This window comes from Chryseobacterium sp. R2A-55, from assembly GCF_021401085.1.
In the GTDB taxonomy this organism is placed as follows: Bacteria; Bacteroidota; Bacteroidia; order Flavobacteriales; family Weeksellaceae; genus Kaistella.
In genome coordinates this window covers 204,527-217,407 of the sequence record NZ_JACBFP010000001.1, presented here as the reverse complement: position 1 = coordinate 217,407, position 12,881 = coordinate 204,527, and the positions used below count along the sequence as shown (strand labels likewise).

Genomic DNA, 12,881 nt, shown 5'->3' with positions numbered 1-12,881 from the left:
TAAAATATTGGTTTTTAAATATTTACATGAAGGTTTTTAAGTTTGGTGGAGCATCGGTAAAAGATGCGGAAGGCATAAAAAATGTGGCATTGGTTTTGGAGTCGCAAGGTTTCGAGCAATGTCTGCTGGTGGTTTCCGCTATGGGAAAGACCACGAATGCGCTTGAAATGGTGGTTCACAATTATTTTGACAAAGTGGATTATCAGCAGGAAATCGAAAAGATCAAACAAAACCACCTGGATATTTCAAATGGAATTTTTGCTTCTGGTCATCCGGTTTTTGCAGAAATTTCGTTGTTTTTTGATGACATCGAATCATTTTTAAGACGAAATAAGTCACCGAATTACAATTTTGTTTATGACCAAGTCGTAAGCTGCGGCGAGATGATTTCTTCAAAAATTTTAAGTGAATATTTAAATGATATTCAGTTTACCAACAAGTGGATTGATGCGAGAGATTACATCAAAACAGATAATTTTTACCGCGAAGGAAATGTAAACTGGGAAGAAACCGAAAAAAATATTTGTAAGCTGGATCAGTCCATTTGCTATGTCACTCAGGGATTTATCGGTTCCGAGGAAAATAATTTCACAGTGACTTTAGGAAGGGAAGGTTCGGATTATTCTGCGGCGATCTTTGCATACTGCATGAATGCGGAAGCGATGACGATCTGGAAGGATGTTCCCGGAGTGATGACCGGCGATCCGCGCAAATTTGAAAATGTGCAGCTGCTCTCGGAGATTTCTTATGAGGAGGCGATTGAAATGGCTTATTACGGAGCTTCAGTAATTCACCCGAAGACCCTGCAGCCGCTGAAACAAAAGAATATTCCATTTTTCGTGAAGTCGTTTTTGGAACCGAAAAAAAGTGGGACCAAAGTGGGAAATTCAGCAGATGCGCAAAAAGCAGAATCCTATATTTTAAAGGAAAATCAGCACATGATGCGGATTTCCACCAGGGATTTCTCGTTCATCGCAGAGCAGCATCTGACGCAGATTTTTGCCTTATTGGTTAAAAATAAAATTAAAATCTCATTGATGCAGAATACAGCGATTTCTCTGGAACTCTGTCTGGAAGACAAATACGGGCAAATCGATGAATTTAATTCTGAACTTCAAAAAGATTTCCAGACCGAACTTTTGAAAAATGTATCGCTTTATACAATTAGAAATGCTAAATTAGACGACTTGAATGATTTCTATAAAGACAAAAATGTGCTTTTTGAGCAAAGTTCTAATAAAGTCATTCAGGTAGTGACAAACTGATACCCAATGAGTCTAATTTCCAAAAATGATTTAATCCTTGCATCTGGACTGAATAAGGTCGGTTTTCTGAAAAGCCCGATCGCTTCGGTGTTGATGCGACTTACCAAGTTGGACAAGGTAAACCGGCTGTACGACGTCTTGAAAGATAAATCCGGGAAAGATTTCTTTGATTCTTTCGTTAGGGAAAGGGATTTGAAATATGTTGTTTTTGAGGAAGATCTGGCGAAGATTCCCAAAACGGGTCCTTTCATACTGGTTTCAAACCATCCTTTAGGTGCGATTGACGGCATTTTGATGACGAAAATTTTAACTGAAATCCGTCCGGATTTTAAAGTCATGGGAAATTTCCTTTTGGAGAAAATAAAGCCGATGGAACCTTATGTGATTCCGGTAAATCCTTTTGAAAACAGAAAGGAAATCCGCAACAGTTCAACCGGAATGCGTGAAACGCTCACTCATCTGAAAAACGGGGGCTGTGTAGGAATTTTCCCGGCTGGTGAGGTTTCAAACAAGAATAATGAGTTCGGTGATGTTTTAGATAAGAAATGGGAAAAGCCAGCACTGAAGCTGATTAAGATGGCGAAAGTTCCGGTGGTCCCCATGTACTTCCATGCCAAGAATAGTGCGTTGTTTTATCAGGCTGCAAAAATTCATCCGGATCTGCAAACCTTGATGCTGCCATCTGAAATGATGCACAAAAGGGAGAAGCCGATCAGAATCCGTTTCGGGAAATGCGTTTCCGTAAAAGCAATGGATGAATATGAGTCTGTGGATGAATTGGGGGAATTTCTGCAAAAGAAAATCTACATGCTGAAATCCTATTATGACAAGCGGAAATCGATTACCGAACGGCTCAATATTCCGAATTTGAAGATCAATATTCCGGTGATGAAGCGGGAAAATGTGGTTCAGAATATCATTGACGAAACACCGCAAGAAGATATCGTGAAAGATATAGAATCGCTGTACCAAAAGGATAAATTGCTTTTCCGAAATGGAAATTATGAAGTTTTCTTCGCAGCCTATTCAGAGATTCCATCAATTATGAGGGAAATCGGGAGACAGCGTGAACTCACCTTCCGAAAAGTGGGAGAGGGAAGCAACCTGCCTTTCGACCTGGATGAGTATGACCAACATTACCATCATCTTTTTTTGTGGGACAGTGCCGAGAAGAAAATTGTGGGTGCATACCGGATGGCTTTGGGGGCCGAAGTACTAAAGAAATACGGAATTGATGGGTTTTATACCAGTTCGCTGTTTGAATTTGATCCGGAATTAAGACCGTTTTTCAGAAAAGTCATCGAAATGGGACGAGCCTATATTTCGGCGGATTATCAGCAGAGACCATTGCCGCTTTTCCTTCTTTGGCGCGGGATCATCCATGTTTGCGTGAGAAATCCCGAATACAAATTCCTGATGGGCGGAGTGAGTATATCTGATAAGTTTTCTGAATTTTCAAAATCTCTGATGATCGAGTTCATGCGTTCGAATTATTACGATTCTGCGGTTGCTCAGTATGTTCATCCCAAAAAAGAATTTAAGGTAAGGCTAAAAGAACGGGACAAAAGTCTGTTTTTTGAAGAAGTGGAGTCGGATCTGAACAAGTTGGATAAAATCATTGACGACCTGGAACCTCAAATGAGATTGCCGGTCTTGATCAAGAAATATATCAAGCAAAATGCGAAAGTGATCTCTTTTAATGTGGATCCAAGTTTCAATGACGCCATAGACGGATTGATGTATATCCGAATCAGCGAGATTCCGGAAAGTACCATCAAACCGGTTTTGGAAGAATTGAGCGAACAAATCCGGAAGGAAGAAGGAGAATAAACAGGCAATTGTCTGAAAGTAAACATTTGCCGAAAGATATTTTGCAAAATAATCCTTCTGAAAATCAATGGGTTTTTATTCAAAGCAAAAAAGTTTTCCGAAAAGTTTGTGTAATACCGATAAAGTTTATATTTTTGCCGCACTCAATTACCAAACGGTTTCTTAGCTCAGTTGGTAGAGCAACGGACTGAAAATCCGTGTGTCCCTGGTTCGATTCCTGGAGAAACCACTGAAAAAAAACCATCTACTAATTGTAGGTGGTTTTTTGTTTTCATGATGAGGAGATCCATTTTGGGGTTTCTATAATGAGAACGTTATGCTTATTGGCGCCCAATCTCAAATTTACCCAATCAAAAAAGCTAAATACTTTGGAAATCCTGCTCCCCATTTTCTATCTGCCTCCAATTTCATGGTTTTCGGTTTTCCTCAAGGAAGAAAACGAGATCACTTTTGAACAAAATGAAAATTTTCCCAAACAGACTTATCGCAACCGATGCAATATTTATGGTGCAAACGGCAAGCTTTCATTAATTATCCCGATCAGTCATAATGGGAAAAGAAAGTTGAGCGAGATACAGATTTCCCACCGCGAAAACTGGCAATCGCTGCACTGGAAATCCATTAAGACCGCTTATCAAAGTTCGCCTTATTTCGAATTTTATGAAAACCGGCTAGAGGAAATATTTCAATTTAAGACTGAAGCACTCATAGACTTTAATTTGAATGCCTTAAAAATCATTCAAAATATTTTGAAAACCGAAAAGGCATATTCTTTGAATAGTGAGTATGTGAAAAATCCCCCAAAAGTTGATTTCAGGGGGAAGTTTTCGGCGAAACAGGACCCGGAATTTGAAATGGAAGAATATTATCAGACTTTTTCGGAGAAAATGGGATTTCTAGAAGATCTTTCAATTCTTGATCTGATCTGTAACAAAGGACCGGAATCTCTGACCTATTTACGTAATATTAAGAACAAATAAATAGTATCAAATGAAAAAAATATTGATTGCGGCTTGTTTTATGACGGGTTTTGCAACCTTTGCCCAAACTGCGAAAGCCAATGTGGATCCGATGAAGGATCAAGATCTGATGAATTGGTATCATAAGGATTTCTCGGCAACCAACGTTTATGGAGTCAATACTCAAAATGCCTATAAGTATTTGGAATCTAAGGGTTTGAAACCGAGAACTGTGGTGGTGGGAGTTTTGGATAGTGGGGTACAGGTGGATCATCCAGGTTTGGTCAATAATATGTGGAAAAATCCAAACGAAATTCCAAACAACGGTAAAGATGATGACGGAAACGGTTATGTGGACGATATTTACGGATGGAACTTCATCGGCGGGAAAAATGGAGATGTGGATGTGGACAACATGGAAGTGACTCGGGTGGTAAAAAAATATCAACCGATTTTTGAAGGAGCCGATTCTTCGACCAATAAAGCCAACCAGGCCAAAATGCCGGAAGAATTTGCCATGTACATGAAATCGAAAGAGATTTTTACCAAGAAAAGTATTGAAGGAAAACAAGGTTTTGAAACCTATAGCATGATCCAGAAAATGATACCATCGATGGTTGCCATGCTGGATGGGAAAAACCTGACTCCGGAAGTAGTAGCAGCAATTAAACCGGCAACCCAGGAACAGGCGATGGCGGCATCCGTTTTGGGGCAAATCGCTCAGGATCCTGCCATAAAAGGAAAATCCCCGGTTGAAGTACAAAAATTTCTGGAAGATCAAATGAAGGAAGCTCTGGATTATTATGGTCCACAAGCCACTAAGCAATATAATTTGGATTATGATCCTAGAGCTGCAATTGTGGGGGATAATTATGATGATTATTCAGAAAAATTTTATGGAAATAATCATTATGAGGGACCAGATGCGAAACACGGTACACACGTTTCAGGAATTATTGCAGGTTATCCGCAAGGAAAGGAAATACAGTACGGAGTGGCCTATAAAGTGGCCAAAATTATGACGGTTCGTGCCGTTCCAGATGGTGATGAGAGGGATAAAGATGTGGCAAATGCAATTCGGTATGCAGTTGATAATGGAGCCAAAATATTGAATATGAGTTTCGGTAAACCGGTTTCTCCTGGAAAAACCTATGTTTGGGATGCTTTTAAATATGCACAAGACAAAGGGGTTCTCTTAGTGAAAGCAGCTGGAAATGAAAATGAGGATATTTCTGAAGATCTGGCATACCCAACCAATTATAAAGATGTGAAAGATGCAAAGCCTTTTATTAACAACATGATTGTAGTGGGAGCTTCTACCAATGATAATGAGTTTTTACGGGCAAGTTTCTCCAACTACAACCAAAAAATGGTCAACGTTTTTGCGCCGGGTGATAAAATTTATTCCACCGTTCCACACAACAAATATGAATATTTGCAGGGAACTTCTATGGCTTCTCCTGTCGTAGCGGGTGGCGCAGCTGTTTTATTGGCCTACATGCCGAATTTGAAACCAGAGCAGATCATTGAGGCTTTCGTAAAGACCGCCAATAAATCCTCGGTAAATGCAATGATCAAGTCCAATACCAACAACAGATTCGATTTGATTTCCGAATCGGGTGGCGTCATTGACCTTAGAAAAGCGGCAGAATATGCTTATACTAACTTCTACAAACCGTCTCCATCATTAGAACATTTGACCAAACCAGCGTTAAATAAACGGGTGAAAAAGAGCAGCAAGAATGCAGTGAAAAAAAGATAATAACTCTTCGCATAAAATTTAAATGAAAGTCCGTTGATTCGGGCTTTTTTTGTAAATTTACAAAAGTTGGCACGGTTTTTTGTGATTCCTAAACAATTAATTTAACTACTATGAAAAATTTACTTCTTGCAGGAATTATCGGTGCAGCTTTCACCGTTTCTTGTTCCACTGCCAAAACAGCTCAGACAAACAGAGCGGAATTCTTAAAGCTCAAAGGAACCTGGGAAATCACCAGTGTGGATTATGACCATAACTTCAAGATCAAACCTTTTGACGAAGGAGTTGACATTCAGTGCTTCGTGGGAAGTCAGTGGCATCTGATCCCGAATAACTGGACCGGTTCATATACCTTAAGCGGAAGCGGCTCTTGCCCAAATACGGTGATGCCGATCAAGTTTGAAGTGGTGAACGGAAACGAATTCAAGTTCAAAAAAATACTTGAGGGATCAAAAGCAAAATCGGTTGTTTCCGGATATACTTTGGAGATGACCAATCAGACCACTGATCAATTCACTTTGGTAGACAATATCAATTCTGGCGGGCAAAACGTGCGGGTTCAGTATAACTTTGCCAGAACAGGAATAAAATAATCTATAGCTAAATCAAAAAATATGAAACTTATCAACAAGACCAATATCGCTGCAGTACTATTCTCAGCTTCATTATTCACTTTCACCGGTTGTGACTCTGTGAAAAATGCCAATAACCAACAAAAGGGAACCGTGATCGGAACTGCTGCTGGTGCAGTCATCGGAGGTATTCTCGGAAACAATATCGGTAAAGGTGGAAATGCTCCTATCGGTGCAGTTTTAGGTGGAATCGTGGGTGGTGTTGCCGGAAATGTAATCGGTGCAAAAATGGATAAACAAGCCAAAGAAATCAAAGAAACTTTGCCAGGTGCAGAAGTGGAAAGAGTAGGTGAAGGCATCAAAGTTACTTTGAAAGAAAATATGGTGAACTTTGCATTTGATAAATCGGATTTGCAGCCTCTGGCAAAAAGCAACCTCGACAAACTTGCCGAAATCTTGAAAAACAATCCGGATACCAATATCAACATTTACGGATATACCGATTCCAAAGGAACTGATGCTTATAATCTGGCGTTATCCGACAGAAGGGCAGCGTCTGTAAAAACTTATCTCATTTCCAAAGGAATCGCCTCCAGCAGAATGAACACTATGGGAATGGGTGAAGCTAATCCAATCGCAACCAACGATACCGATGCAGGCAGAGCTCAAAACAGACGTGTTGAATTTGCCATCACCGCTAACGAGAAAATGATTAATGAGGCTAAGCAGGGAAATTAAGCCAGGAAATTAATCTGAGCATATTTAAAGTCCGCTTTTGCGGATTTTTTTATTTTAAAATCATTAGTTTTGTGACTGATTTTATATAAGGATGACACAATTCTTTAAACTGCTTCGTGTAGAACAATGGGTGAAAAATTTATTCGTTTTTGCACCCTTGTTTTTTTCCGGAAATGTAACCAATTCCAAACTGCTCATTGAAAGCATTTTTGCGTTTGTTGTATTTTCCATCACAGCAAGTTGTATTTATATCATTAATGATTATTCGGATATTGAATCCGACCGCAAACATCCAGAAAAAAGAAACAGACCATTGGCAAGTGGTGCTATTTCAAAAAACAAAGCGCTTGGTATTTTGGGATTTCTGATTGCGTTTGCCACTGCACTCATTTTTTTCGGTCAGTCCTTTTTCCACCACAGTTACTGGAAATTTTCCGCCATCATTCTGTTCTACTTTATGATGAACCTGCTTTATACCTTCAAGTTAAAGCACGTCGCAATTGTGGATATTTGCATCATCGCCACAGGATTTGTGTTACGGGTTTTGGCGGGCGGTTATGCAACCGGAATCTATATATCTCAATGGGCAATTTTGCTGACCTTCGTTCTGGCACTGGTTTTAGCGATTGGCAAAAGACGCGGGGAATTGATTAACGCCCAGATTTCTGGCAGAACCAGAAAGGCTTTGGATGGCTACAATGTGCAGTTTGCAGATATTGCGCTTTCCATCAGTTGTGCTCTGGCAATTGTTTGTTATCTCATGTTTACTCTATCGCCTGAAGTTCAGAAGCGTTTTCATCCAAGGGTTTTCTACACGGTAATTTTTGTGGTGTTCGCTTTTTTAAGGTATTTGCAACAGACTTTGGTATACAACAAAACCGAATCTCCTACTAAAATAGTGTACAAAGACCATTACATTCAGGCCACATTGGTGCTTTGGCTCATTTCTTTTTTACTTCAAATCTATTTCAAATAATGAAGGCGAATTTTATACAGAAAGTAACGAATTGGGGGAATTTTCCGGTAGTAGAAAAAGAAATGAGATCAGACGATTCCTTAAACAAGATTAAAGAGTTTGTAAGAAACCACAATGAAATTATCGCCCGAGGAAACGGAAGGTGTTATGGAGACGCATCACTTTCTGAACATATTTTTTCCACCAAAAGGCTCAACAAATTCATCAGTTTTGACCGCTTAAACGGAATTATCGAATGTGAATCCGGAGTTCTGCTTTCAGAAGTTTTGGAAGTGGTGGTTACTCAAGGTTACTTTCTCTATGTGACGCCGGGAACAAAATTTATTTCCATTGGAGGGGCAATCGCATCTGATGTTCACGGAAAAAATCATCATGCCGAAGGATGTTTTTCGGAGTATGTCCTGGAATTTTCGTTGCTTAATGAACATGGTGAAATTGTGATTTGTTCGCGAACTGAAAACTCCGACAAGTTTTGGGCAACCATTGGCGGAATGGGCTTGACCGGAATTATTCTCTCGGCAAAATTTAAGTTGAAAAATATTGAAACTGCATATATTCGTCAGGAAAGCATTAAAGCAGAAAATCTGGATGAGATCTTTAGGCTTTTTGAAGAAAGTGAATCCTGGACGTATAGCGTGGCATGGATCGATTGCCTTCAAACTGGAAAAAACATAGGCCGAAGTATTTTGATGCGCGGTGAACACGCTTTCAGACATCAACTCCCTGATAACCTTCAAGATAATCCACTCAGATTAAAACCCAAATTTAGTCCCACAGTACCTTTTTATTTTCCAAATTTTGTTTTAAATAATTTCACCGTGAAGTTGTTTAACACGCTTTATTTTAAAAAGCAACGGTCCAAGGAAGTCAAGAATTATATTGATTACGAAACATTTTTCTACCCTTTGGATGCCATTAATGAATGGAACAAGATTTATGGCAAAAGAGGATTCATCCAATACCAAATGGTGATTCCCAAAGAAAAAGGAAAAGAGGGAATGAAGCAGATTCTGGAGACCATCGCCAAAAGTGGAAACGGATCTTTTTTGGCGGTGTTAAAGCTTTTCGGAAAAAATAATCCTGAAGCCTACAATTCATTTCCTTTTGAAGGATACACATTGGCTTTAGACTTTAAGGTGAATCGCAATTTGAAAACTTTGGTGCATCAACTGGATGAAATTGTGGAAGAGTTCGGCGGAAGAATCTATCTGACCAAAGACGCCATGAGCAAATCGTCATTGACAAATTACCTGCAAAATGTTCAGAACCCAAAATTTGTATCGCACCAACATAAAAGAATCATCAATAATATTTGAATTCCATCCAAAGGGAATTCACAGCGAAGCTCATTCAAATTTAAAATCACTTACCAGTTATGATCGTTCTCGGCAGTAATTCAGAAGTAGCACAGGCGTTTGTAGAAAAGGTTTTACAATCGGGAGAAAAGTTTGCTTATGTTTATTTGTTCACTTCGGATAGGGAAACCGCGGAGAGATTTGCGCAGCACATTGATGTGAAATATCTTCAGCAAAGCAAAATCATTGAACTTGACCTGCTACGCGAAATCGATTATTCCACCTTTGATGAAATTGATTCAGAGCTGCTTTTTTGTGCCACCGGTTATTTGGGTCAAAGTACCGAAGAAGGACTCTATGACCAAAATAACACCCAAAAAATAATCGACATTAATTACGCAAAACTGGTCCCAATTCTGAATTTTTTCGCTGAAAAAATGGAAAGAAAGCGCTCGGGAAATATGATTGTGTTATCCTCCGTTGCCGGTGACCGCGGAAGACAGAGCAATTTTATCTACGGAAGCGCAAAAGCCGGTTTGACGGCCTATTTAAGCGGCCTTCGAAATTACCTTTTTAGCAAAAAGGTTCATGTGATGACGGTGAAACCTGGTTTCATGGACACCAAAATGACAGAAGGAATGCCACTGAATCCAGCACTTACGGCGAGTCCAAAACGAGCTGCCGAAGAAATCTATAAAGCTTACAAAAAACAAAAAAATATTGCGTATATTTTGCCGGTTTGGGGAATTATCATGCTGGTTATCAAAAATATACCTGAGTTTGTTTTTAAGAAATTAAAACTTTAGTGAGATTCTTTCTAATAACGCAAAACTCATCGATGAAAGCTGAATGCCGATCGCAAAAATACTCATGAAAAAACTCTATTTATTCGATTTTGATGGAACCTTGACTTACAAAGACACCATGTTTTTGTACCTTAAATTCTATAATCCTTCGAAGTTTAAGTTTCAGTTTATCAAACACGTTCCGCTTTTTATCTTATTAAAGTTAAAATTGGCCAATACCGAAAAAGTAAAAAAAAGCTTCATCTCATCGATCCTAAAAGGACAAAGCAAAAGCAGAATAGAAGAAAAATCAAAAAAATTCTTTGAAAATCATTACCCGGAAATCATTCGGGGAAATGCCCTTGAATTCATCAATAATAGGGATAGCCAAAACACCGAAGGTTATATAGTCTCCGCATCACTGGATATTTGGGTGAAACCTTTTGCAGAAAAACTGGGAATGAACATGATAGCAACGAGGGCGGAATTTAAAAACAATATTTTCACCGGCAATTTTGTGGGAAGAAATTGCAACGGTGCAGAAAAAGTCAACAGGATCAAACAAGCCATACATGGGAAAAAATTCGACAAAATCATAGCTTTCGGTGATACTTCCGGAGACCGCCCAATGATGGATTTTGCTGATGAAAGCCATTTTGAATTTTTTCACTAAATTTAGTCCCGAAAAAAACACAGCAAAAAACCCCTTTTCAAGTAAAAATGGACAAAATATATTTGGATAATGCCGCCACAACTCCACTTTCGGAAGAAGTCATCGATGCGATGGTCGACGTTATGAAATTCAATTTCGGAAACCCTTCATCCACACATAGTTATGGTCAGGAAGCAAAAATCCTCATCGAAAAAGTCCGGCGCGAAATAGCGGATTACCTTCATGTGACGCCTGCCGAGATTATTTTCACCAGTTGTGGCACAGAGTCAAATAACATGATCATCAAATCATGCGTCGAACATTTGGGTGTGGAGCGAATCATCACTTCACCACTTGAGCACAAATGTGTTGCGGAAAGTGTTCTGGATATGAAAAAGCGGAAGGGAATAGAGGTGGTTTATCTTCGACCAGACAAAAATGGGGATATTCACCTCGGAAAATTAGAAGAAGCATTAAAAAGCTCTGACAAGAAAACCTTGGTTACCTTGATGCATGCCAATAATGAAATTGGGAATCTCTTTGACATTAAAAAAGCTGCGGAAATTTGCAAAGCAAATCATGCGTTGTTTCATTCAGATACCGTGCAGTCCATGGCGCATATGGCACTGAATTTCTCAGATATTCCAGTAGATTTTGCTTCTTGCAGCGCACATAAGTTCCATGGTCCGAAAGGATGCGGATTCGCATTCATCAGAAAATCCTCGGGATTGAAGGGGATTATCATTGGTGGTCCACAGGAAAGAAGTCTGAGAGCAGGTACGGAGAACGTTTGCGGAATTGTTGGTTTAGGAAAGGCGCTGGAAATTTATCTGAAAAACATGGATGAATTCGCCAATACGATCAAGGAAATCAAACAATACACCATCGAAAGGATAAGTTCCGAAATTCCGAACGTGAAATTCAATGGCAGAAGTGCGGATCTGGAAAAAAGTTTATATACCGTTCTGAGCGTTTTGCTGCCCTATAAAGATCCTATGATTGGTTTGAAATTGGATATGAAGGGAATCGCAATTTCTCAGGGAAGTGCCTGTTCATCGGGAGCTTCTCATCCATCAATGGTGATGATGAGCATTTTATCGGAGGATGAGATGGAAAATTCCACTCCTTTAAGGATTTCGTTCAGCCACCTTACCACGAAGAAAGAAATTGACGCATTAGTTGATGCTTTGAAGGAGATTTCGCTTACTTTCGATATAGAAAAAGCTAATGTGGAGCATAGATAAGATGCGCATTAAATTGGCAGGAAAATTGTAAATTTGTACCCTAAAAGAAGTTATATAAAAAATTAGATAAAATGGCATTAGAAATTACAGATCAGTCGTTCCAAGAAACGGTTTTGAATTCAGATAAACCAGTATTGGTTGATTTTTGGGCAGTTTGGTGTGGTCCATGCAGAATGTTGGGGCCAATCATTGAGGAAGTTGCCGCAGATTTCGAAGGAAAAGCAATCGTAGGTAAAGTAGATGTGGACAATAACCAACAAGTTTCTGTGGATTACGGAATCCGAAATATCCCAACCGTTCTGATCTTCAAAAATGGTGAAGTGGTTGATAAAATTGTGGGTGTGGTACCAAAAGAAACCATCGCAGAAAAACTAGCGGCCCACGTTTAAGAAATAATTTAATTGAAAATGAGTGCTTTCCTACTAAGGGAGGCATTTTTTTTGGGATTTGTTTGTGGAAACGGATAAAAATTGTATTTTTGCAGTCACCAAAAAGAAAGAGTTCTTTTAATTTATTGAGATCCGGTAGTTCAGCTGGTTAGAATGCCGCCCTGTCACGGCGGAGGTCGCGGGTTCGAGTCCCGTCCGGATCGCAAAAGATTTACAATTTTATCTTCGAAAAAATTGATCCGGTAGTTCAGCTGGTTAGAATGCCGCCCTGTCACGGCGGAGGTCGCGGGTTCGAGTCCCGTCCGGATCGCAATTATTACAACAAAGTAATAGAAAATGCAGTAAAACAGATATTTTACTGCATTTTTTGTTTTAAAGTGGCACCCGAAGGAACCAAAATTTACTAATCCATCAATT

The 12,881-nt window shown here is 39.4% G+C and carries 12 protein-coding genes and 3 tRNA genes; all 15 read left to right on the top strand.

Features of this window, described 5'->3' with window-relative positions:
* Positions 1-26: 26 nt before the first annotated feature.
* The 15 genes from L0951_RS01000 (at position 27) to L0951_RS00930 (ending at position 12,774) form a co-directional block, all read left to right on the top strand.
* Positions 27-1,265: an aspartate kinase gene (locus L0951_RS01000; RefSeq protein WP_234108777.1), complete on the top strand. Its 1,239-nt coding sequence runs from the start codon at positions 27-29 to the stop codon at positions 1,263-1,265.
* A gap of 6 nt (positions 1,266-1,271) precedes the next feature.
* The gene (locus L0951_RS00995) at positions 1,272-3,095 is read left to right on the top strand and encodes a lysophospholipid acyltransferase family protein (protein ID WP_234108775.1); all 1,824 of its coding nucleotides are present in this window, start codon (positions 1,272-1,274) and stop codon (positions 3,093-3,095) included.
* A gap of 156 nt (positions 3,096-3,251) precedes the next feature.
* A tRNA-Phe gene (locus L0951_RS00990) sits at positions 3,252-3,324 on the top strand.
* Between the two features lie 139 nt (positions 3,325-3,463).
* Positions 3,464-4,075, top strand: a complete 612-nt coding sequence (locus tag L0951_RS00985) for a WbqC family protein (protein ID WP_234108774.1) — start codon at positions 3,464-3,466, stop codon at positions 4,073-4,075.
* Between the two features lie 10 nt (positions 4,076-4,085).
* Positions 4,086-5,816 (top strand): S8 family serine peptidase, encoded by a 1,731-nt coding sequence (locus L0951_RS00980; protein ID WP_234108773.1) that lies wholly within the window; start codon positions 4,086-4,088, stop codon positions 5,814-5,816.
* 110 nt (positions 5,817-5,926) lie between these two features.
* The gene (locus L0951_RS00975) at positions 5,927-6,406 is read left to right on the top strand and encodes a lipocalin family protein (RefSeq protein WP_234108772.1); all 480 of its coding nucleotides are present in this window, start codon (positions 5,927-5,929) and stop codon (positions 6,404-6,406) included.
* Positions 6,407-6,427: 21 nt separating this feature from the next.
* Positions 6,428-7,123, top strand: a complete 696-nt coding sequence (locus L0951_RS00970) for an OmpA family protein (protein WP_234108771.1) — start codon at positions 6,428-6,430, stop codon at positions 7,121-7,123.
* A gap of 91 nt (positions 7,124-7,214) precedes the next feature.
* Positions 7,215-8,099 (top strand): decaprenyl-phosphate phosphoribosyltransferase, encoded by an 885-nt coding sequence (locus tag L0951_RS00965; RefSeq protein WP_234108770.1) that lies wholly within the window; start codon positions 7,215-7,217, stop codon positions 8,097-8,099.
* Positions 8,099-9,415 carry an FAD-binding oxidoreductase gene (locus L0951_RS00960; RefSeq protein WP_234108768.1) on the top strand — a complete coding sequence of 439 codons (1,317 nt, stop codon included), beginning with the start codon at positions 8,099-8,101 and terminating at the stop codon, positions 9,413-9,415. The genes L0951_RS00965 and L0951_RS00960 overlap by 1 nt, the downstream gene beginning before the upstream one ends.
* Positions 9,416-9,474: 59 nt before the next feature.
* Positions 9,475-10,200, top strand: coding sequence for an SDR family NAD(P)-dependent oxidoreductase (locus tag L0951_RS00955; protein WP_234108767.1), 726 nt, complete (start codon positions 9,475-9,477; stop codon positions 10,198-10,200).
* Between the two features lie 64 nt (positions 10,201-10,264).
* Complete coding sequence (locus L0951_RS00950; protein WP_234108764.1) at positions 10,265-10,852, top strand: HAD family hydrolase; 588 nt, start codon at positions 10,265-10,267, stop codon at positions 10,850-10,852.
* Positions 10,853-10,899: 47 nt separating this feature from the next.
* Complete coding sequence (locus L0951_RS00945) at positions 10,900-12,075, top strand: cysteine desulfurase family protein (RefSeq protein ID WP_234108762.1); 1,176 nt, start codon at positions 10,900-10,902, stop codon at positions 12,073-12,075.
* A gap of 71 nt (positions 12,076-12,146) precedes the next feature.
* Positions 12,147-12,464, top strand: coding sequence for a thioredoxin (gene trxA / locus L0951_RS00940; protein ID WP_048500253.1), 318 nt, complete (start codon positions 12,147-12,149; stop codon positions 12,462-12,464).
* Positions 12,465-12,593: 129 nt separating this feature from the next.
* Positions 12,594-12,667 (top strand) — tRNA-Asp (locus L0951_RS00935).
* 33 nt (positions 12,668-12,700) lie between these two features.
* Positions 12,701-12,774, top strand: a tRNA-Asp gene (locus L0951_RS00930).
* Positions 12,775-12,881 lie beyond the last annotated feature (107 nt).